Source organism: Shewanella sp. SM69, from assembly GCF_025653985.1.
Classification (GTDB): domain Bacteria; phylum Pseudomonadota; class Gammaproteobacteria; order Enterobacterales; family Shewanellaceae; genus Shewanella; species Shewanella oncorhynchi.
Map to the genome: position 1 here is coordinate 1 of NZ_JAKKRV010000021.1, position 22356 is coordinate 22356.

Annotated in this window: 12 protein-coding genes, 1 rRNA gene and 1 riboswitch; of the genes, 6 read left to right on the top strand and 7 right to left on the bottom strand. The window is 46.5% G+C overall.

Translation table 11 applies throughout. From position 1 onward, the window contains the following. Positions 1-192: 192 nt before the first annotated feature. From rrf to fusA, 3 genes are all read left to right on the top strand, one after another. Positions 193-308 (top strand): 5S ribosomal RNA (gene rrf, locus L5M37_RS20930). A 705-nt stretch (positions 309-1013) separates the two neighbouring features. Next, a complete protein-coding gene (locus L5M37_RS20935) occupies positions 1014-2468 on the top strand; it encodes a diguanylate cyclase (protein WP_263201755.1) in 1455 nt (484 codons plus the stop codon). 440 nt (positions 2469-2908) lie between these two features. Beyond that, positions 2909-5002 carry an elongation factor G gene (fusA, locus tag L5M37_RS20940; protein WP_105251504.1) on the top strand — a complete coding sequence of 698 codons (2094 nt, stop codon included), beginning with the start codon at positions 2909-2911 and terminating at the stop codon, positions 5000-5002. A 147-nt stretch (positions 5003-5149) separates the two neighbouring features. Here fusA and L5M37_RS20945 read toward each other — a convergent pair whose 3' ends face one another. Next, entirely contained in the window at positions 5150-6037 is an 888-nt protein-coding gene (locus L5M37_RS20945; RefSeq protein ID WP_263201756.1) for a LysR family transcriptional regulator, read from the bottom strand. 93 nt (positions 6038-6130) lie between these two features. Here L5M37_RS20945 and L5M37_RS20950 point away from each other — a divergent pair, with 93 nt between their 5' ends. Further along, positions 6131-6283: a hypothetical protein gene (locus tag L5M37_RS20950; protein ID WP_081729124.1), complete on the top strand. Its 153-nt coding sequence runs from the start codon at positions 6131-6133 to the stop codon at positions 6281-6283. A 268-nt stretch (positions 6284-6551) separates the two neighbouring features. Here the strand turns inward: L5M37_RS20950 and napB are convergent, their stop codons facing one another. The 6 genes from napB to L5M37_RS20980 all read right to left on the bottom strand — a co-directional run bounded on the left by napB (position 6552) and on the right by L5M37_RS20980 (position 14683). Beyond that, complete coding sequence (gene napB, locus L5M37_RS20955) at positions 6552-6983, bottom strand: nitrate reductase cytochrome c-type subunit NapB (protein ID WP_263201757.1); 432 nt, start codon at positions 6981-6983, stop codon at positions 6552-6554. After that, positions 6980-9475: a nitrate reductase catalytic subunit NapA gene (gene napA, locus L5M37_RS20960; RefSeq protein WP_263201758.1), complete on the bottom strand. Its 2496-nt coding sequence runs from the start codon at positions 9473-9475 to the stop codon at positions 6980-6982. The genes napB and napA overlap by 4 nt, the downstream gene beginning before the upstream one ends. Continuing rightward, entirely contained in the window at positions 9472-9741 is a 270-nt protein-coding gene (locus tag L5M37_RS20965; RefSeq protein ID WP_263201759.1) for a chaperone NapD, read from the bottom strand. The genes napA and L5M37_RS20965 overlap by 4 nt, the downstream gene beginning before the upstream one ends. A 439-nt stretch (positions 9742-10180) precedes the next feature. Further along, positions 10181-11380 carry a lipocalin-like domain-containing protein gene (locus L5M37_RS20970; protein WP_263201760.1) on the bottom strand — a complete coding sequence of 400 codons (1200 nt, stop codon included), beginning with the start codon at positions 11378-11380 and terminating at the stop codon, positions 10181-10183. Further along, positions 11380-14019, bottom strand: coding sequence for an ABC transporter permease (locus L5M37_RS20975; RefSeq protein ID WP_263201761.1), 2640 nt, complete (start codon positions 14017-14019; stop codon positions 11380-11382). The genes L5M37_RS20970 and L5M37_RS20975 overlap by 1 nt, the downstream gene beginning before the upstream one ends. After that, positions 14009-14683, bottom strand: coding sequence for an ABC transporter ATP-binding protein (locus L5M37_RS20980; protein ID WP_219252216.1), 675 nt, complete (start codon positions 14681-14683; stop codon positions 14009-14011). Before L5M37_RS20980 ends, L5M37_RS20975 begins: the two co-directional genes overlap by 11 nt. 447 nt (positions 14684-15130) lie before the next feature. Further along, positions 15131-15260: riboswitch (glycine riboswitch) on the top strand. A 250-nt stretch (positions 15261-15510) separates the two neighbouring features. Here L5M37_RS20980 and L5M37_RS20985 point away from each other — a divergent pair. Together L5M37_RS20985 and L5M37_RS20990 are read left to right on the top strand one after the other, a co-directional pair. Beyond that, the gene (locus L5M37_RS20985) at positions 15511-16869 is read left to right on the top strand and encodes an alanine/glycine:cation symporter family protein (protein ID WP_263201762.1); all 1359 of its coding nucleotides are present in this window, start codon (positions 15511-15513) and stop codon (positions 16867-16869) included. Between the two features lie 144 nt (positions 16870-17013). Further along, on the top strand, positions 17014-22341 hold the full coding sequence (locus tag L5M37_RS20990) for a PAS domain S-box protein (protein WP_263201763.1): 5328 nt from the start codon (positions 17014-17016) through the stop codon (positions 22339-22341). Positions 22342-22356: the final 15 nt, after the last annotated feature.

Genomic DNA, 22356 nt, shown 5'->3' on the forward strand with positions numbered 1-22356 from the left:
GCGTTGTGAGGCGTTGAGCTAACATGTACTAATGACTCGAGAGGCTTAACCATACAACCCAGATGGGTTTTGCTAAGCGACCTTAGACAGAATACAGATACTTGATAAAGTTTGAACTCAAACAAAGCAAATCAGCTTTCCGAATTATTATTAACGTGGTCCAGAGATGGACACGGTAATAAACAGAATTTGCTTGGTGACAATAGCCTTGTGGAACCACCTGATCCCATCCCGAACTCAGAAGTGAAACGCAAACGCGCCGATGGTAGTGTGGGGTCTCCCCATGTGAGAGTAGGTCATCGCCAAGCGCCTAATTATCTCATTGAGATGTAATGAAGCCAGCTGAATAAGCTGGCTTTTTTGCATTCACAATTTGTTAAATCCAGCCTAGTGTCTATTCAATTAGTCAGTTTTCCTCCTATTTTTCTCTCGATAATCCCTTTTTACCTTCCACGACACCAATAATTGCACCATTTGGCTTTATATCAATTCTATTAATATCCGCTACAACTGTTCTGTCAGATTCAGTTCCGGAGAATAAGGTGGCTGCTTTATCTCAGATTATAAAATCTTCTGCCATCTTTGTTTGATGCCCCCGCACAGTCCATCATGATCGCGGTATAGCGGCCAAAGAACGTAGCTGCAGAAATTAAGGCGAGGTGCCACTGTATATAATCGCGGTTTGCAAAAGGCGCTATGATGGCTTTGGATGGCGAGTAAGGGTGGTTATTTAGGATAGCCCTGATGATGAAACAAGCGATAAATATTGGCTTTTTAAAATGTGATACCAAACTCAGACTGAGTGAATTTAGGACTGAGTGAACTTAGCAACGTTCTTTCCCATCAACTGATCACCTTATGAAGATAAGTTTTGCTGATGTACGAAGGCGTTAAGACACAATGGACAAACGAGCGTTTCGAATAAGCAATGATGGGAATTGGTATTGTGTGGTTTTCACGTATACACTTTTTTACATTCCCCATCTAGCATCAGCTTTTAGGTTGAAATTTCAATGGAATTGCGTGGCTTATTGAGGTTATTGTCGCTATTGCTGTGTATGCCATTACTGGTGAATGCTGATCGTTTCATGGTGTCTAGTACTAAACTTGCGGATCAAGATGTTAGCGTCAAGTCTGCTGTTATAGTCCGTTATTGCGTTGATCCTGATTGGCTGCCCTATGAAGGAATACGAGAAGGTAAACATCTGGGGATTTCATTGGACTATATTCGTTATGTTGAGTCACATTCTTCCCTTAAGTTTCAGCTAGTGCCGACATCTTCTTGGACCGAAACTTTATCTTTTTTGCAAAGTGGTCAGTGCGATTTAACCCCTATGTTGAATAAAACGCTAATACGCGAGACTTATCTGCACTTCAGTGATGTCTATTTCCGCTCACCCAATGTGCTCGTTTCACTTAAAGAACAGCCTTTTCTGCAAGGACTAGAGAATATCAATACGCGAATTTTAGCCGTGCCAAAGGGTTATCGTTTGGCCGAGTATATTCAGCATCATTATCCTCAGATAGAGATGCTTACTGTTGCCAGTGAACCTGCGGGATTGCAGTCGGTTCTGGATAAACGTGCAGATCTGTTTGTTGGGTCAATGTTTTCGGTTAACGCTTACATTCAACAAATGGGATTTGAACATTTAAAAATTGCGGGTTGGGGCGGGCCGGAAGATGAGTTACGGATGGGGGTCGCTTATGGTCAAGAGTCCTTGTTACCTGTGATAAATAAAGCCTTAAACACTGTGAGTGAGCAAGAGCGGATCACGATTTATCAGAAGTGGAATAATGTGACTGTGATAGATGAGACTAACTATTCGCTTGTGTATCAAATTATCTGCGCGACGTGTCTGTTGCTCCTAATATTGGGGGCGAGAACTTACTTTATGAGTCAATATAATCGAAGACTAACCGATAAGAATAAGCAGTTGGAAACTTTACGCGAACAGCTTGAAGCGTCAAATGCCGAACTCGAATTTTTATCTACCCACGACCCCTTAACTAAATTGTATAACCGACATTACTTTAATCGCTTTTTTATTAATAACGAGCAGCATGATAAATCTGCTGGGGCAGGCATGTGCCTTGTAATGATTGATATCGACTACTTTAAAGAGATTAATGACACGCTAGGGCATAACGTCGGCGATCGCATTCTTGAACAAGTGTCACAGGTATTACAGCATTGTGTGCGTGATTCTGATGTGGTTGCACGTTGGGGTGGCGAAGAATTTGTTATCCTCTGCCAACAGTCATCATTGCCATTAGTTGAAAGCTTGTGTGTGCGGATTGCGCAGAGGATTAACAATTATCAATTTACTGACAATGTTCACTTAACTTGTAGTTTTGGTGTCGCTAAGCTCGCAGAAAACGAACCTATACAATCGTGTTTTGAGCGGGCAGATCGAGCCCTTTATCGTGCTAAAGCACAAGGGCGTAATCAAATGTGCATCGACACGTAAGGGTTTACTCAAAACTGATTTGTGGTTATTTGGGTAAAAGACTGCGATTGAAGTGAGTCGCGGATGTCATCTCTATTTTGGAGATAGGTATAACATGATTGTTCTAGCATCCATGCTTGCAGGTTAATGTTTGATGTTTGTACTGACGATATGATAGAAATCCCTTAAAAATCGCCTTATCCCATTAAAATGAGGTTTATTTAACGGTTTTTATTGATTGAGTGAAAAATAAGCTAAAGTGTTTTACTTATCTGTTTTAGTTCGTGTTTATGGCTATTTATCTAAATTATTACGCGACTTTATCGTGAAAAAGTACTCTAGCCATTTGCGCCGAGCAGGGTTCCAATTTACAATATGCGCCTAAAATAATCTGATGTGCGGTGTGTCGGTGTTTGTCGCATACTCCGTCTACTTCTTAAACTACTCATTAAAGTTGAATCATGACCGAATTATCCAAATACAGAAACATTGGTATCTTCGCTCACGTTGACGCGGGTAAAACCACGACCACCGAGCGTATCCTTAAGCTAACCGGTAAAATCCATAAAATCGGTGAAGTTCACGATGGTGAATCTACCACTGACTTCATGGTACAGGAAGCTGAGCGCGGTATTACTATTCAGTCCGCTGCTGTAAGTTGCTTCTGGAAAGATCACCGTTTCAACGTTATCGACACCCCAGGACACGTTGACTTCACCGTTGAAGTTTATCGTTCTCTGAAAGTGCTTGATGGCGGTATCGGTGTATTCTGTGGTTCAGGCGGTGTTGAGCCTCAATCAGAAACTAACTGGCGCTATGCGAACGAATCTGAAGTTGCGCGTATTATCTTCGTAAACAAGTTAGACCGTATGGGTGCTGACTTCTTACGCGTTGTTAAGCAAACTAAAGACGTATTAGCTGCAACTCCACTGGTTATGGTTCTGCCAATCGGTGTTGAAGACGAATTCACTGGTGTTGTTGACCTATTAACTCGTAAAGCATACGTGTGGGATGATTCTGGTATTCCAGAAAATTTCGAAGTATTAGACGTTCCTGCTGATATGGTTGACATGGTTGAAGAATACCGTGAAATGCTGATCGAAACTGCAGTTGAACAAGATGATGCAGTGATGGAAGCGTACATGGAAGGCGAAGAGCCATCTATCGAAGACATCAAGCGTTGTATCCGTACTGGTACTCGCAAACTGGCATTCTTCCCAACATACTGTGGTTCTGCGTTCAAGAACAAAGGTATGCAACTGGTTCTTGATGCTGTTGTTGATTATTTACCAGCACCAGACGAAGTTGATCCACAACCATTGACCGACGAAGAAGGCAACGAAACTGGCGAGTTCGCTATCGTTTCTGCTGATGAGCCATTAAAAGCGTTAGCGTTCAAAATCATGGATGACCGTTTCGGTGCCCTGACTTTCGTACGTATCTACTCAGGCCGTCTGAAGAAGGGTGATACCATCCTGAACAGCGCGACTGGCAAAACTGAACGTATCGGCCGTATGTGTGAAATGTACGCTGATGATCGTATTGAAATTGAATCAGCTCAAGCTGGCGACATTATCGCTATCGTGGGTATGAAGAACGTTCAAACTGGTCACACTTTATGTGACGTGAAACACCCTGTTACCTTAGAAGCTATGGTGTTCCCAGAGCCAGTTATCTCTATCGCAGTAGCGCCAAAAGATAAAGGCGGTTCTGAGAAAATGGGTATCGCTATCGGTAAGATGATCGCTGAAGATCCATCATTCCGCGTAGAAACTGACGAAGATTCAGGTGAAACCATCCTTAAAGGTATGGGCGAACTTCACTTAGACATCAAAGTCGACATTCTGAAGCGTACTTATGGTGTTGAATTGATCGTAGGTGAGCCACAAGTTGCTTACCGTGAAACCATTACTCAAATGGTTGAAGATCAATACACTCACAAGAAACAATCAGGTGGTTCTGGTCAATTCGGTAAGATCGAATATATCATCCGCCCAGGTGAGCCAAACACTGGTTTCGTGTTCAAATCTTCAGTTGTTGGTGGTAGCGTTCCGAAGGAATTCTGGCCAGCAGTTGAGAAAGGTTTCGCGAGCATGATGAACACAGGTACTATCGCTGGCTTCCCAGTGTTAGACGTTGAGTTCGAATTAACTGACGGTGCATTCCACGCAGTTGACTCATCAGCAATCGCGTTCGAAATCGCTGCTAAAGGCGCTTTCCGTCAATCTATCGCTAAAGCTAAACCACAACTTCTTGAGCCAATCATGAAAGTTGACGTGTTCAGCCCAGATGACAACGTGGGTGATGTGATCGGTGACTTAAACCGTCGTCGCGGCATGATCAAAGACCAAGTTGCTGGTGTAACAGGTGTTCGCGTTAAAGCTGACGTACCGTTATCAGAAATGTTCGGTTATATCGGTACTTTACGTACAATGACTTCTGGTCGTGGTCAGTTCTCTATGGAGTTCTCACACTACAGCCAATGTCCAGCTAGCGTAGCTGAGAAAGTTGTTGCTCAAGTTAAAGAACGTAAGGCTGCTGAAGCTAAGAAGTAATTCTTAACTTAGCTAATAAAAACCGCTGTCGGCCTCTAGGCTCGCAGCGGTTTTTTTATGGGCGAGATCCAACTGTAATCACCCGATACGGCTGACGAAGTTTCGTATCCCGTTGTTTAAAAAAATGTCAGTTCTCGCTTTATTTTCTCAGTGTTCAGTTTTTTGTTTACTCAATTCAAGCAAGGCCTTGGCCGCCGGTGTTAAAGGTAAACTTTGACGCCAAATAAGCGCCAGATCCCATGTCATTGCGGGCTGCATAGGTTTAAAGACCAGTTTACTGGTGCTTAATCTATTGCAGATAGGCTCAGGTAAAATAGCGACGCCCATATCGGCTTCGACCATGGCGGCAAGGAAATCCCACTGGCCGCTGCGAAAGGCAATATTGAGTTGAACACCTGCTTTGCGACTGAGGCGATTAATCAGTTTAGCGAGGGAGAAGTCTTCGTTATAGAGGATAAAAGGATAGGGCTGGAAGTCCTGCCATTTTAAGTGGTCTTTCTCGGCTAAGGGATGTCCTTCAGGCAGGCATGCGAGTAAAGGGTACTTAGTCAGGGGTTGGTTGACGAGTTCTGTCTCATGGGTCGTGGGTAGCGCGGTAAAGGCGATATCGAGACTGTTATTGAGCAATGCTTGTTCGCAGCCGAATCCACCGTACTCATACATGTGTAGTTCAACTCCCGGATAACGCTTACGATAGCTAGTGAGCAAACCAATAATAAGACTGCTCATCATAGGACATACACCCAGTCGCAACCGCCCCGATTTAAGACCGCTAAGGTTACTCATGTCTTCCTGCAGTCTATGCCATTGGCCGAGAATTTCCCGTGCACTGTGTTCAAAGAGCTGACCAGCTTGAGTTAACTCAACCTTTTGGTTATTCCGGATCAGCAAGGTTTCACCAAGGCTTTCTTCAAGTCTCTGGATTATTTTGCTTAGTGTCGGCTGGGTGATAAAACATTTCTGCGCGGCGCGGGTAAAGTTTTCAGTTTCCACTAAGGTCAGAAAACACTGTAAGGTCTTGATTGGGATGTTCATGCTCAAATGGAATCCATATTATGGAATTTATTCATTTTACTAATGATAGCCTAAGTATTACTTTGACCTTGTTAACAAAACAGGGGAATACCGATGAAATCAAGTTCAAGTCTGTGGGTAGGTGCTTTGTGGCAGGCGGCTATGCCTGTGGCAAAAGATGTGCAAAACGCTAAAGCGGCGCAAGTAACTAAAACGGCTCCAGCGGGTGATTTGCATAAAGCAAAACAACAAGTAAACCCAGCCTAGGCTGGGTTTTTACTTTTCTGTGTTTTAGATTCTGCTCTTATTTTCATTTCCCTCGATTCTCATTTTGCCTTTTTAACTTCTGCTCAATCCCTTCCTTGGTGAAAGTACTGTTCAGCAACGGACGCTGAACCAGCGATAGACGTTTAGTCTTATATTTACTTGAATACTCATTACTGGCTCTAAGCTAACTCATTAGGATTGGATGCTTAAATAGCAAAAAAGCCACCCTCATAAACTCGGGTGGCTTTGCTCTGCAGGGGAGTGTGGTTTACTGGACGGAGAACTGATTCTCGACGAGTGGTTGCTTGTTTTCGGCCTGAGCGACATGGCATTGAGTACAGAAATAGTTATGCCCGTTCACTGTGCCTTTATCATCAATCACGTGGGACTTAGCTACTGGCGTGGCTTTCATGCGTTTTGCCTTGTCCCAACTATGGCAGCTTAAACAGCCATTTTTATCTAAGGTGATCTTGTAATCGTCTTTATGTGGGATGAGCGGTGGTTGCTCGCTAAAACTGCGCTCAATGGCTGTGCCGCGACTGGGATAAATCGCCATGGCATCGGCTGGGCGAATGTCGGTGATCGCCATGTTTCCTGCGAGGGATTGAATATTAACTGGTGCTACGTTGGTGTCGGTTTGCTGGCCTGAACAGCCGGTAATGGCGACGAGTAACGCAGTTAAGGTGAGTATTTTTCTCATTGGTTATTCTCCGCCTTGAAGACTTTCACTGGGCATTTTTTAAAGTCAGTTTCTTTTGACAGGGGATCGGTCGCATCCAATATCAGTTTGTTGACTAACTGGCGCGCATCGAAGAAAGGCATAAATACTACGCCGCGTGGCGGTTTGTTACGGCCTTTGGTTTCAACTCGGGTTTTCACTTCACCGCGCGGTGAGGCCACTATGACTTCGTCACCACGTTGTACGCCGCGAGCTTTCGCATCTTCTGGATGCATGAAAATCTGCGCGTCGGGGTAGGCACGGTAAAGCTCTGGTACGCGTGCGGTCATCGAGCCTGTGTGCCAATGTTCCAGCACGCGGCCAGTCGACATCCACAAATCGTATTCTTCATTCGGCTCTTCGGCGGCGGGTTCATAGGGCAGGGCGAAAATCACCGCTTTGCCATCTGGCTTGCCATAGAATTTAAAGCCTTCACCCGCTTTGACATAAGGATCGCTCCCCTCAACGAAACGGCGCAGCGTTTCTTTGCCATTAACGACTGGCCAGCGTAGGCCGCGGGTTTCGTGGTAACGGTCAAAGTCGGCTAAATCATGGCCATGGCCACGACCGAAAGCTGCATATTCTTCGAAAATCCCTTTTTGCAGGTAGAAACCGAAGTGTTCGCTCTCATCGTTTAATTCGGCTTTACAATCGGAAGTTGGGAACTTGTCGATCACGCCATTGGCAAATAGCACTTCATATAAGGTTTTATCCGCGTATTCCGGTTGTTTGGCTATCAGTTCGGCTGGCCAGACTTCGGAGACTTTGAATCGTTTCGAAAATTCGACTAGTTGCCACAGATCTGAGGTTGCGCCTTCTGGGGCTTTTACTTGCTGATGCCACATATGAGTACGGCGCTCGGCGTTGCCGTAAGCTCCTTCTTTTTCAACCCACATTGCCGTTGGCAAAATTAAATCTGCCGCCATAGCTGTGATGGTTGGGTAAGGATCTGAAACCACGATAAAGTTTTCTGGGTTACGAAAGCCAGGGTAAATCTCATCGTTGATGTTGGGGCCAGCCTGCATATTATTGGTACACATGGTCCAGTAGCAGTTGAGCTTGCCATCTTTTAGCATACGGCTCTGGAGTACGGCATGGTAGCCAGGTTTGGCGGGAATGGTCCCTTCAGGCACCTGCCATAGTTTTTCGGTAATGGCGCGGTGTTTGTCGTTAGTGACTTCCATATCGGCGGGTAAACGATGGGCGAAAGTGCCGACCTCACGGGCAGTACCACAGGCGGAAGGTTGCCCAGTGAGCGAGAAGGGGCTGTTACCTGGAGTGGCAATTTTGCCCGTGAGTAAGTGGATGTTGTAGAGCATGTTGTTTGCCCACACACCGCGAACGTGTTGGTTTATCCCCATGGTCCACAGACTCATGACTTTAACGTTAGGGTCGGCATAGGCTTTGGCTAAAATCTCCAGCTTCTCAGGCTCGACGCCACTCATCTTGGCGGCATATTCCAGCGTATAAGTGCTGACAAACTTGGCGTACTCATCGAAGCTTATCGGTGTGGATTTACCATTGCCTGGATTTTTAGCTTTTTTCTCTAATGGATGATCTGGACGCAGGCCATAGCCGATATCGTCAACGCCTAAGGCAAACTTAGTGTGTTTAGTGACAAAGTCAGTATTAACCGCGTTATTTTGAATAATGTAATTGGCAATAAAGTTGAGGATCACTAAGTCCGATTGTGGACGGAACACCATAGGATTATCGGCCAAATCGAAGCTGCGATTTTCAAAGGTCGACAGCACATGCACGCGACAAGTTGGACTGCTTAAACGTCTATCGGATATTCGTGCCCACAGAATTGGGTGCATCTCCGCCATGTTTGCGCCCCAGAGCACAAACTGATCGGCGGCTTCTAAATCGTCATAACAACCCATGGGTTCATCGATACCGAAGGTGCGCATAAAGCCGCCTACGGCTGAGGCCATGCAGTGGCGCGCATTGGGATCTATGTTGTTGGTAAGGAAACCTGCTTTATGAAGTTTAGAGGCGGCATAACCTTCCCAAATAGTCCATTGGCCGGAGCCAAACATACCCACTGACGTCGGACCTTTGGTGGCGAGACTGTGTTTCCATTTCGCGGCCATAGTATCGAAGGCCACATCCCAGCTGACTGGGGTGAATTCACCTTCTTTATGATATTTGCCGTCTTTCATCCGCAGCAATGGCGTGGTTAATCTGTCCTTGCCGTACATGATTTTTGATAGGAAATAACCTTTAATACAGTTAAGGCCACGGTTGACAGGACTTTCAGGATCGCCCTTAGTGGCGACCACTTTGCCCGCTTGGGTGCCCACTAATACGCTACACCCCACACCGCAGAAACGGCAGGGAGCTTTATCCCACTTGATACTGTCAGCTTGTTCGGCGGCTTCGACCATCTTAATGGGAAGTGTGACGCCAACGGCCGTCGCAGCGGCAACCGCTGCGTTGGCCTTGAGAAACTCGCGGCGGCTTATGCTCATAATATTTCCTCACTCTTTTGTACTAAGGGTTCTACTTGGTGGTAAATCAAGCTGGCAGATAACACGCCGGACAGGGCATTGATGGCTTCAATATTGTCAAGAATCGCTCTTTGGCTACTCCCTTCTAGGGTAACGACCAATTTTCCTTCGGGTGTAATTGCATGAATATCAGTACCCACTAATGCGCGGATATTGGCTTCAACCTGCTGTAAGGCTTTAGGCGTGGCATGCACCACAAGGCTGGTGACGTGGTATTCCTGACTCATATTGGATGACCTGTAGTAGCGTAAACTCGGTTACTTAAGATTAAAAAGGAGGGTAACCGAGTGCTGATACTGGCGAGTCTAGACCTGATAAAAAATGTGGGTATACCTCACAAGAGGTATTGAAAGCGATAGTCGATCCGGATCAAAGTTTTGCGAGTGATCTAACTCCCAGTTTGATATTTAAGCGCTTAGCACTGTCGTCACTAGGGCATAGTGATGAGTACATTTATGGAGAATACTATTGTGCATATCTGGAACCCGTGAACATTAACGGAAGCACAAGTGTGTAGATAGGAATCCTATACTTTTTAACTAATTATAGGTGTTTATAAAATTTCTGGGTAAGAGCAATAGCTGACGTGCATGCTTGCAAAATCCTGCGATAGAACATATTTAGGAATAATTAGTTATATTCACATTGTTTAGTATATATAAGACGTTAATAGCCCGTTAGCTCCATATAACCCGTACCTGTATGGCTGCCAGAGAGTTGCACTGGGCCTTCCCAGTAGGGCGTTGATAATGGCATAGCGCTATTGGTATTGAGCGGGATGATAGTGAGATCGATATTTTCGCTGGGGATTTGTACTTGCCAGCTAACGGGATAGTCGCCATTGACTGTGTGTTGCCATTTAAGAGGCGTCATCTGAATGTCATTGGGATTGTCAGTGGAATTGATGTTGCGACCTGTGCCATCGGCAAACATTCTTCTGGCGCTATAAAATGCTGAGATAGGTGCATTCTTTGCGGACTCTGCCGGAGACTGATCCCGTAACTGAAACAACATCAGCGTCGAGCCATCGTTTAACCTGAGCGCGAACCAATCCCAGCCCTGTTGCGTTTTAGTGAGGAATTGCGAGCTCCATTCCCTGTCGAGCCAACCTTGGCCTGTGACTTGCTCCACTTTGCCATTGCGGTTGATTTCACCTGAAATTTCAATAAAGGGTTGGCTGTAGTAGTAAGAGGCTACTTGGCCGTCGCGGCTTTTAAGGCTATAGCCGTTAACGCCTTGGTATTGCAGTGGCGCTTGGCTATTAAGCTGAAGTCGATAGCTAAAATCAGAATTCTCCACCGTTAAGGTCGCGGGAAAGAGTGCATTGGTTTCGCTCTGCCAGTGCCAGTTATCGAGGCGGATTTGATAAGGATCTAATTTCACCTCGGCAAACTCGCTATGGCGGCGCGACCACTTTTCGTGAGCCAGATGAGTTTGACTCGAGGTTAATGCGCTGTGGGCCAAGTAAAGCTGCTGAGTCTCCCACGTGGATTCATTTTTGGGCGTTGCATCTGTTACTTGCGGAACTGTTGTTTGTGGAGCGATTGTTTGCAGAGTTGTGGGTTTCAGGGCGACTCTAAACTGCGTCCACTGAGCGCCGAGTTGCTCACCTTTCTCTGTGGTCAAATTCGCGGTTAGATACCACCATTCTTGGCGAAAACTGTTATGTGCTAAGTGATCCCGCGGAAATTCAAATCTATAGCCGGGAACAACAGGCGTAAAAGCTAAATCATCTTGATTAGTCGAGGTTTTCCCCACCACATTGGCCATGGATTTGGACTGAGTGTTTTGCGTCGATGGCGTTTTATCACAGCCGCCGATAAGCATTAACCCAACTACTGCCCATACAATACTGAGTGTTTTCATCACAGTGTCTCCTGCTGCAGACTGGCGACCAGTGGCTTGCGGGTTTGCCAATACAGCGGTAAGAGTACGGCTAAGGTGCAGGTGGTTAAGGCAATCAGTATTGCATGGCCGTAAGCTTGCCAATCCCAAATCATTTTTATCGTCCAGCCAAAGGCTTGCAAGGTGATCTTATTAATAAGCAGGTAACCTAATAGCGCGCCCGTTGGCATAGCGAGCAGGCAAGTGATCAGTACCACAATCAACATTTGCATAAACACCATACCGCGCAGAGCATTACGACTGACGCCGAGGGAATACAGTCGTGCCAGTGGCGCTTGCCTTGCCTGAGTCAACATTAAGCAGGCACTAAAGAGGCCAATCGCGGCGACAATCAAGGTTAAACTATTCAGCACTAAGGTAATGGAAAAAGTGCGTTTAAACATAGCGATAGCTTGGGTTTTAATCTTAGTTTGGCTGTAGATTTGCGCTTGGGATAAACCTAACTCTGTCGCCAGTTGGACTTGTAGTTGATCAAGCTGCGCTTCACTTATCCTACTGCCTTGCTCTTTACCGTGAAAACTTGCCGCTAAACTCACCGGCAGTACAGGTAACTGGGCCCGTTGCCAAAGTGGCTGGCTGATAATCACCTCATTTCGGGTATTGCCGTGGTCATAATAAATGCCGCCAATAATGGCTTTGCTGCTACCTGTTTTCTCGAGCACATCCAATGACACAGTATCACCAAGGTGTAATTGGTATTTGATGGCAAGAGGTTCGCTCACCAATACAACGGGTGCATTAAAGTAGGATTGCCACAATGTGGGCAGGCTTTCCTTAAGCGCACTGGTGTGCCGAGTCGAAAATTCATCGCGGCTGAGTAGGCTCACCGGAATCGTCTGCTCGCTAGGATTATCCGTTGAAACTGGCAGTGAAAGCTGGGCTTCAATTTGCCATTGTTGATAAAGACCGCTGACTCTTGGATCGTGCATCAGTTGGGTTTGAATAGTGTCGATACGCTGGCTCGGTGGGCGGATATAGAGATCGGCATGCAAGCGAGTTTCTAGCCAAGTTCGCAGGGTTTGTTCGAAGCTTCCAACGAGGGTGTTCATCGACACATTGGCACTGAGCGCCAGTAAGATCGCCATCATTGCAAGGGAAAGCGGTGCAATAAGCTCACGGGTTTCGGCGAGCAGATATTGCCATAATCCAGGACGTGCCAAGGGCATTAATGCACTGACGCCCCAATGCAATAATTGCGGCAACAATAAGGGAATAGCGATAGCGACGATACCGAGCAACACTAAGCTGATGTTATAGCTTTGGCTGAAGGGAAACAGCAGAGCCGCTAAGGTCAATAAGCCACAGGCTAAGGCAAATTGAATGCTATGAGTTTTGCGGTGTGCCTGCATTTGCTGATAACGATTCGCCCCTTGCGCCAATGCTTGGCGCGTAAGATCTAAATACAATGGCAAGCAAGCGGCGAGCGCGGCAATTAAGGTGAGGGCAATTGCCTCAAAAAGCCAAGTCCATTGCCAAATACCGGGGAGCAAGTGGGCGCCATACATTTGCTCTAAGGTCATGGCGACCATAGGTTGCAGCCAGTGGCTGAGTTGCAACCCACTGATAAAGCCCAGACTTGAACCTATGACAACTAACAAAATTAATTCGAACATCAGTGCCGTCATCAAGGCGCGGCGCTCAATTCCCTGTTGTAATAACTGTACTAACAATTTTTGCCGCTTCATTAAGCTGTAGCGCACACCGTTATAGGCGATAAAGAGGCCGACAACGAAGGCTAACATGCTCATAGCATTAAGATTAAGGTGAAAACTGCGGGTCAATGCTATCAGTGCTTGGCCTTGATCCTGTTGGCTAAAGCTGGCCTTTTGGGGCGTAATCCCTAAAGCGTCGAGTTGGGATTTTAGTTTAGGTAGGTTTTCTCGCTCACTGAACATGGCGATATAGCTCAATCTGCCTTGCATGTTTAGTAATCGCTGGGCGAGGGACATATCGGCCAAGATGGCGCTGCCGAGACCAAAACTGTCATCAATTGCAATGACATCTAAGGTGCTATTTTCTAAAACAAGTTTACCTTCTGGTGCCACTTTGGCTGCTAGGCTGCGGCTCATGATTACTGTGGCTGCGCCGCTGAGGAGATCGGCAAGCGGTAAGTCATTCATCTGTGGCGAGGTAGCTGATGGTGTGTCGGTCGAGGCGTTACGTCTCGATTTTTGTAGTGTTAATGCGGCGACCAAATCGCTGCCTTCCAGTTGCCAGAACTGACCGTTTTTACCGGAGATTTTGCCACTCACGACGGCGAGACTCTGACTTAATCCGGCTCGTCTCAAGGCGAAATAGACGGACTCATCTAAAGTGTTTTGTCCAAGGGGCGGCGTGAGTAGCACATCGGCGCGTTGACTCAGTAACTCAGTCGCCTCGCTATAGCTGCGCACGGCATTGTCGTTGGTCGCCTTGACTCCAATAAGCAGAGTCACAGCTAAGGCGATACCGAGCAGAATGGCACCTGCTTGTATGGGCGCATGGCGATAATGGGCTATAAAAACCTTTAGGCTGAGCCACGTCAGCCTAAGCCAAGTTTGCTTAAGTCCTGTTTGCTTAAGCGCTGTGGGAGTCGCCTTAGTGAGCGGTTTATTGTTCATAAATAGCGACTGCACCTTGGGATAAATGCCAACGTTTTTGCATAAAGGCGGCGCACTCTTCGCTGTGGGTGACCATCAATATACTGGTTTGGCTTTCCCGTGCCAGTTCACACAGTAGTGCCATCACTTGCTTACCCGATACATCATCTAAGTTACCCGTAGGTTCGTCGGCCAAGAGTAAGGTTGGTTTGTGGGCTAAGGCGCGGGCGATGGCGACTCGTTGTTGTTGACCGCCTGACAGGGCTTCAACTTGGCGGTGAAGTAATGGCAAGAGCCCTAGTTTTTCAACCAGATAGTCACACCAGGCTGACCACGGCTGCGCGGTTAAACTTAAGGAGAAGGCGATATTGTCTTTCACGTTGAGTGGCGTGAGTAAGTTAAATTGCTGAAACACGACACCTAAGGAATTACGTCTGAAACGGCTCCAATCTTTGTCTTGCCAAGTAGAGGTGGACGCTTGTTCTAGCAAGATTTCACCCGAGTCTGGCGTTTCAAAGCCGGCGATCAGGTTGAGTAAGGTGCTTTTGCCGCTGCCGCTGGGACCTGTAAGCGCCACGGTTTCACCTCTGTGGATCTGTAGATTAACCGCTTGCAGTACTTGATGATATTGCTCACCATCGCGAAAGCCTTTGGTGACTTGGTTAAGCTTAGCGACGTCGGCCATTGAGCAACTCCTTTATATCCATTGGCGGCGGGTGTGGTAAGCCGTGTTTCAAACTGCGGCGGCAACTTACTTAGTGGCCGCAATTTAGCATTGCCATTCTATGTTCAAGATAAAGCATTTTCTATTCAGATAGATACTGATTTTTCTTGTAATAGGATCATCCACTGAGTAACAAAACATAAATCGTCATTTGGTGTAAAAATAGTCAACTGGATTAAATCCTCCGCGAACTGTGAGCAAACGGCTTGAGCTGACGCCGCATTTGTTGCATTCTGTGCGTCCTGTTAGCTTGGGAGTACATCTCAATCTAGCAATCCGTTCGGATGAAGGTAGCAGGAGAGTGGGGAATTGACCCCACACCGACGAGGCAACTTTGGTTTTACAGAAGCGAGTCTTCTTATAAAAACAAAGCACTCTTTCAGGTGCCGATAGGCGTGGACTGTTACTGGACGAGCCTCTGGAGAGACTACCAGTTGCACTCATTGTGCAATCAGGTGGCGCCGAAGGCGAAAGTGTCGTGGTGTTATTGTATAACCTGCGACGCGAAACGCTCAGGCAAAAGGACAGAGGAGAGGATGACTGCACAGTCCCTGTCGTTTGTCGTCGTGGGCTATTTTTACTCTTTTGCTTGAGATGGAGCACTTTTGCTCTTATTGAAAGCACTCGTGTAGAGCTCTCGCTTGCTACGCTTTTAGCGTTCAGCTTAGGCGATTCTCGGCCGAGATTAGGTCAAAATAGCTCGCTATAGCGTCCGACTGCGGCGCGTCACAGCCATTTCTTTTCCTCCTCCGTTTATTAATTTTGTTGTTTAATATTCGAGGAATATCATGAGTTTTCAAGCTTTACTTGCCAGTATTAATGGCATCGTCTGGGGCCCAATTACCCTTTGTTTGCTGGTGGGTACAGGGGGTTACCTCACTGTGCGTCTCAAGCTTATCCAAGTATTTCGTCTGCCGATGGCGATGGGATTGTTGTTTAAACCCGCCAAAGGTCATGGGGATTTATCTTCCTTTGCCGCGCTTTGTACTGCGCTGTCCGCCACTATCGGTACCGGTAATATTGTTGGCGTGGCGACGGCAATAAAAATGGGTGGCCCTGGGGCGTTATTTTGGATGTGGCTGGCGGCATTTTTCGGCATGGCGACTAAATATGCTGAATGTATGTTGGCGGTAAAGTACCGTACCACCGATGCTCGTGGGCAGATTGCGGGTGGCCCTATGTATTATATCGAGCGCGGCCTTGGTCTGCCTTGGATGGCGAAATTGTTCGCTCTCTTTGGGGTTGGTGTGGCCTTTTTCGGTATCGGTACTTTTGCACAGGTTAACGCCATCAGCGATGCACTGACGATTGCCTTTGAGGTGCCGACTTGGTTGACTGCAACTGTGTTGACTGTGTTAGTTGCCGCAGTCACTTTGGGTGGCGTAAAGCGCATTTCAAATGTGGCGCAAAAACTTGTGCCTGCGATGTCGATTGGTTATGTGCTGGCCTGCGTGTGGATCTTAGTCGGTTTCTCCGAGCAGATTTTACCCGCCTTAGCTTTAGTGCTTGAATCTGCCTTTACGCCACTCTCAGCTGCGGGGGGATTTTTAGGGGCGACAGTCGCGCAGGCGATTCAAATCGGTATTGCCCGCGGTGTGTTCTCGAACGAATCTGGATTAGGTAGTGCACCCATTGCCGCCGCTGCCGCGAAGACCAATGAACCCGTTGAGCAAGGTCTCGTCAGCATGACGGGCACCTTCTTCGATACCATCATTATTTGTACTATGACGGGGTTAGTGCTGATCATCACAGGAGTATGGAGTGGTGAAACTGCGGGCGCGGCGATGACGAGTGCTGCTTTTGCTCTAGGAGGCTCAGCGCTTGTGGGTCAGTATTTGGTGACGATTGCGCTAGTGTGTTTTGCGTTTACAACGATTTTGGGCTGGCATTATTATGGTGAACGCTGTTGGTATTATTTAGTCGGTGAGCGCGGATTACGCATGTATCAAGTGGTGTTTTTGGTGCTGATTGCGGGTGGTGCTTTTATCAAACTGGATGTGATTTGGTTGTTGGCCGATACGGTTAATGGTTTGATGGCTATCCCAAACTTGATTGCCATTGTGGGCTTGAGGCATATCATTATCGCCGAAACCCAAAGCTATTTTGCTCGTATCTTACCTAATCAAACCTTAGAGACGGCTTCTTAGAGACGGCTTATTAGTGTTTTTAAAACAATAAATTACTTCACATTATTTTAACTTTAACATTGTCGCCACTAAATTCTTCGTTTACTTTATAAGTGCTATTTTTGAATGCAGTGTTTATAAAATCGGGGGCTTTAGGGCGACGCCATGGAAAAAAGTAAACTTCGTACTTTTCGCAGCAGGATATTATCCCACATAGCCTTGCCTCTCATTTTAATTATGGCGAGTGTCTATGGTGTAAACGCTTGGTTTAGTTATATCTCCACAGAGAATCGGCTTTACCATAGCCTGACACAAGAGGCGAGTCATTCGGCTTCTCGTCTGCAGTTTCTGCTCGAGCATGCGGAGGCCAACACCCAAGGCCTTGCTGATTTTATTGGTTTTTTGTCAAGTAAAGAAGACATGAATGACACTGAGAGTGTTAAAAGTGTCTTGATGAATCGAGTCAAACGTAACCCTGATTTTTTTGGCTCCGCAGTCGCATTTAAACCTAATACCTTCCCCAATCGAAAGCTCTTTTCCCCCTATGTTTACCGCGATACAAGTGGTGGTAACGATTTACACTACCTCGATATTGGTGCTGAAGGCTACGACTATACCGATGGCACTTGGGATTGGTGGAGTAAGGCTATCAATCAAGCGAACGGTTATTGGTCAAAGGCATATTTTGATGAGGGGGCTGGGAATATTCTGATGTTGACCTATTCGGCTCCTTTTGGTGAGGTAGGCAATTATTTTGGAGTCGCCACGGTTGATTTAGCCTTAGATGGATTGCCAAAACAATTGGGGATTGCACCAAATCGTCTGGTGGTTTTAGACGATCAAGGGCGGCTTATTTATCATGTAGATAAAGAAAAAGTGCTGGCAACGACTTCAGCCCAGTGGCTCGATAAGAATAAAAATGCCGATTTTTGGACGCTACAGGATAAAAGGCTTGATGGTCAAACAAGGTTTGTTGATAACCAAGATGTTGTTTATCTTGCGAGTATTGCGACTGTACCGCAATTAAAGTGGCGTGTGATTGTATTAGCGCCAGAACAAGATTTATTCAACTCCCTGCTTGATGATCTAGCATCTATCATCCTCAATTTAAGTTTATTAACCCTCTTATTATTGCTGACCTGTTATCTCGCGGCGAAACGGTTAACTCGGCCGCTAGAGCTACTCGAGTCGGGTATCTTGTCCTTTGGACAGGGTAAAACTCAGCAGCTCATTGTACCTAAAGGTGCCGTGAGTGAAATTGTGACGCTGAGTACTACCTTCAATCAAATGGCGGAATTACTCGCAGAACGTGAACAAGCCATTCTTGATTCCCGCGGTAATCGCTTTGCGCGCCTAATTGATGGCATGAGTGAAAAGTCTTTCTACTGTTCCCTCGAACCCAATGGTCAACTCGCCCAGGTTAGTGAGGGGGTAACTAAGGTGTTGGGGATTACCCCTGATTTGCTCAAGCGCAAATATCAAAGGCTCTTCTCGGCTAATCCCCTCAATGAGAAGAACTGGGAATATACCGATTTAGCCTTAAAGGGCCAAAATGTGCCTTCGCACCAAGTGGAAATGCTGGATGAAAAAGGGCATTTAAGAAGGCTCGATGTGTTTATGCAGCCGTTATTATCAGATACGGGTGAGTTAATGTCTGTGGAGATGTTATTTACCGATGTTACTGAGCAGTTTTCAGCGGCAGTTTGGTCAAATGCCGTACTAGAAGCCGCTCCCGAGGCCATGCTCATTGTCGACGAACTTGGGAAAATCGTCTTTACTAACAGTCGCTGTCAGCAGCTCTTTGGATACGAAACGGGCGCTATGCTGGGTTTGCAGGTTGAGGCGTTATTGCCGCAAGAGTTAGGAAACGGGCATGTACTTGAGCGGCAAACATTCCTGCGCGAAGGCCGCGATAGAGGCATGGCAAATGCCCGTCATGTACGGGCGTTAAAAGCCGATGGTAATGAATTTATTGCGGAAATAGCGCTGAGTATTCTTCCCCCTGCCTTTGATGGACAAAGGCAAGTGGCGGCTTCAATACGCGATATGACACAAAAACTGGCCGTTGAGCAGAAGATTCGTGATAGCGAACAGCGTTTTCGTGGCTTAGTGACTAATATTCCTGGCGCCGTTTATCGGACTCGTATCGCTGATGTATGGTTCATGGAATATATCAGTGACAATATTGCTGAGATTACGGGTTATGCAGCGAGTCAGTTTATTGAAAATCGCCAACGTACTTTTGCTTCGCTGATTTTAGAGGAGGACAGGCCTACATGTCATTTGCATATTGATAGGGCACTCGCGCAGCAAGAAACCTTTGAAGTGGAATATCGTATTCGCCACCGCGATGGCAGTATTCGCTGGGTACATGAGAAAGGTAAGGCAAGTTATACCGAAGAGGGCGTTCCACTTTGGTTCGATGGCAGTATTGATGACATCACAGAGAGTAAGCTTGCTATAAGGCAGTTGGAGGCTTCGCGCCTGCAATTGACCAATATTACAGAGTCTATTCCTTGTACCGTGTACCAATTGTTGTGGCACTCGCCTACTGATCGCAGATTTACCTTTCTCTCTGGTGCGGCAATGAAAATGCTGGGGCTACATCGTGATGATCTTATTAGTAATTTTGACATCATCGCTGAGCGGATTTTTGATGACGAAAGGCCGGACGTCGTGCGGGCACTTTCAGGTAAGAGTGAAGATAGGTTTCAATGGATCCGCGAGTTTCGTTATCGCCATCCCAATGGCAGCATACGTTGGATGGAAGCGGGTGCGAGCGGCCATATAGAGGAGGATGGCGCTATTACTTGGAATGGGTATGTAATGGACATTACCCAACGCAAGAGCATAGAACAAGAGTTAGCCCTCAGTGAAGCGCACTTTAAGGCACTGTTCGATGGTGCGACCATTGGTATCGTCAATGTGGATGTTAAAGGCGTTATCTTAGATTGTAATGACCAATTCTGTGCTGATATGGCGCGGTCTCGGGAGAGTTTACGCAATACCGCAATTTTTGAGGTCCTTAGCGCGCAAGATAAGCATATCGCCAAGGCGCAATTTAAGGAATTGGTCGGTGGAAAAATTGACCATTATCGTGGCGAGAGAAGCTTTATTCGTCCTTCCGGTGCGCCTTTATGGATGACGGTCAATGTGTCGGCACTGTTAGATGCACAAGGAAAATTTGAATCGGCTGTGATCAGTATGGTCGATATGACAGAGCTTAAATTGCTCTCTGATGAACTGTTACTTGCCAAAGAGCAAGCCGATGCTGCCAGTAAAGCCAAGGGTGATTTCTTGGCGAATATGTCCCACGAAATACGCACCCCAATGAATGCCATTATCGGCATGTCCCAGCTGTGCTTACAGACCGAATTAGATAAAAAACAGAAGAATTATGTGGAGAAGATTGAGCGGGCATCGCAGTCTTTACTGTCTATTATCAATGACATTCTGGATTTCTCTAAGATTGAAGCGGGTAAGCTCGACATAGAATCTGTGCCATTTCAGCTCGATACTATGCTGGAAGATCTCAGCGATATGTTTTCTGAGAAAGCCGCCCACAAGCAGATTGAATTGTTATTTGCAGTCGCCCCTAACGTGCCGCGTTATTTATATGGTGATTCGCTACGCTTAGGTCAAGTGTTGATTAACTTGATGAATAACGCCATTAAATTCACCGAGCGGGGTGAAGTATTACTGTCGTTAAATCTTGTTGAACAGCAAGATGATGATGTCGTGCTGCGTTTTAGTGTGCGTGACAGCGGCATAGGCTTAACTGAGCAGCAGCAAGCAAAATTATTTAAATCCTTTACCCAAGCGGATACTTCAACCACCCGTAAATACGGTGGTACAGGCTTAGGCTTGGCTATTTGCAAGCAACTCGTTGAACTCATGGGGGGCAATATTGGTGTCGAAAGTCAATTTGGTCATGGCAGCACCTTCTATTTCACTGTGAAGTTACAAATTTCCGAGGGCCAAAAATTAGTGCTTGAGCAAGAGCTTGAGGGCATGTCTGTGCTGGTGGTAGATGATAACGCGACCGCCAGAGACATAATGCGTACAACGCTCGAAAGTATGGGCTTTAGAGTCGATACGGTTCGTTCAGGTGAAGAAGCAATAAGCCGCTGTTTACTGCAGACCTATGAAGTGGCATTAATCGATTGGAAAATGCCCAATATGGACGGGTTAGAAACCGCCCGTCAGATCCAACTACAGGCTAAGTCTCAGCCTAAGATCTTGATGGTATCCGCCCATGCGAATCATGAATTTATCACTCAAATTGAGCAATTAGCACTGGCGGGGTACATAAGTAAACCCATCAGCGCCTCACGCATGCTCGATGGCATAATGAATGCGATTGGCCGTGAAGGCATATTGCCAGTCAGACGTCGCACTGAAGAGTTGGCGCCGCAGTTATTATTGCCGCTTCAAGGGAAGCGTATCTTATTAGTGGAAGATAACGAGATGAATCTCGAAGTCGCCAGCGAGTTTTTAGAGCAAGTGGGGATTATTTTATCCATAGCGACCAATGGCCAAATTGCCTTAGATAAGCTATCCCAACAGCATTTCGATCTAGTTTTAATGGACTGCCAAATGCCGGTAATGGATGGTTATCAAGCCACTAAAGCGATAAGGAAAAGGCCTGAGTTGGCAAATTTACCTGTCGTCGCTATGACTGCTAATGCGATGGCCGGTGATAGAGATATGTGTCTTCGGGCTGGGATGAATGACCATATTGCCAAGCCCATAGAAGTGAATGTGCTCTATCAAACCCTATTGAAATACCTCGGATCTTCTTCTGGAATTTCTGCTGCGATAAGGGCGGAAGCCTCAACTCGGTTAACTTCGTCCAGCGCACAGGGTGAAGTCAGCAATGGCGCTGATCAAACGGTATTGCTCAAGTGGCCAGAACACCCTGAGTTGGATATCGATAGAGGTTTGCAACTGGTACAGCATTCGACGCGTCTTTATCAACGAATCTTTGATCGTTTTGTGAGCAGTCAACGTAATGTGGTGGAGCAGGTTCGCAAAGCGATAGCGGCGAATCAAGTCGAAGATGCCGTGCGTATCGCCCACACCCTTAAAGGCTTAGCGGGTAATTTAAGTTCGGCAAAATTGGTGGAATTAGCGCGTTTGCTTGAGTTGCATTTAACAGAGAAAGCGCCCTATGAAGATGAGTTAGTTCAAATTCAACCGCTAGTGGCCTCTATCTGCGATGCGATTGAACAGGCTAAGCCTGTGATAGTGAATCAAGCCGAACCTCAAGCCGTTGATTTATTATCTGCTGAAGATTTAAGGGCGGCATTACAGGCCTTGCGGCAGAACTTAGATGATGCCGATGCCAGCGCAGTGGTAAAAATTGATGCGTTAAAGCCGCAGGTAAGTAGTGCAATGTGGCAAGCGTTAAGCCCTGCCTTGTCTATGATTAATCAGTATCAGTTTGATGAGGCAATCGACTTAATTGACGATGTGATTACACAGTTAGGATAGAAAGCGGTAGCGCGA

What these genes read in the sequence shown, in the direction of transcription:
- L5M37_RS20935 (WP_263201755.1), top strand. Translation starts at nt 1,014, where the DNA reads ATGGAATTGCGTGGCTTATTGAGGTTATTGTCGCTATTGCTGTGTATG.
- fusA (WP_105251504.1), top strand. Translation starts at nt 2,909, where the DNA reads ATGACCGAATTATCCAAATACAGAAACATTGGTATCTTCGCTCACGTT.
- L5M37_RS20945 (WP_263201756.1), bottom strand. Translation starts at nt 6,037, where the DNA reads ATGAACATCCCAATCAAGACCTTACAGTGTTTTCTGACCTTAGTGGAA.
- L5M37_RS20950 (WP_081729124.1), top strand. Translation starts at nt 6,131, where the DNA reads ATGAAATCAAGTTCAAGTCTGTGGGTAGGTGCTTTGTGGCAGGCGGCT.
- napB (WP_263201757.1), bottom strand. Translation starts at nt 6,983, where the DNA reads ATGAGAAAAATACTCACCTTAACTGCGTTACTCGTCGCCATTACCGGC.
- napA (WP_263201758.1), bottom strand. Translation starts at nt 9,475, where the DNA reads ATGAGCATAAGCCGCCGCGAGTTTCTCAAGGCCAACGCAGCGGTTGCC.
- L5M37_RS20965 (WP_263201759.1), bottom strand. Translation starts at nt 9,741, where the DNA reads ATGAGTCAGGAATACCACGTCACCAGCCTTGTGGTGCATGCCACGCCT.
- L5M37_RS20970 (WP_263201760.1), bottom strand. Translation starts at nt 11,380, where the DNA reads ATGAAAACACTCAGTATTGTATGGGCAGTAGTTGGGTTAATGCTTATC.
- L5M37_RS20975 (WP_263201761.1), bottom strand. Translation starts at nt 14,019, where the DNA reads ATGAACAATAAACCGCTCACTAAGGCGACTCCCACAGCGCTTAAGCAA.
- L5M37_RS20980 (WP_219252216.1), bottom strand. Translation starts at nt 14,683, where the DNA reads ATGGCCGACGTCGCTAAGCTTAACCAAGTCACCAAAGGCTTTCGCGAT.
- L5M37_RS20985 (WP_263201762.1), top strand. Translation starts at nt 15,511, where the DNA reads ATGAGTTTTCAAGCTTTACTTGCCAGTATTAATGGCATCGTCTGGGGC.
- L5M37_RS20990 (WP_263201763.1), top strand. Translation starts at nt 17,014, where the DNA reads ATGGAAAAAAGTAAACTTCGTACTTTTCGCAGCAGGATATTATCCCAC.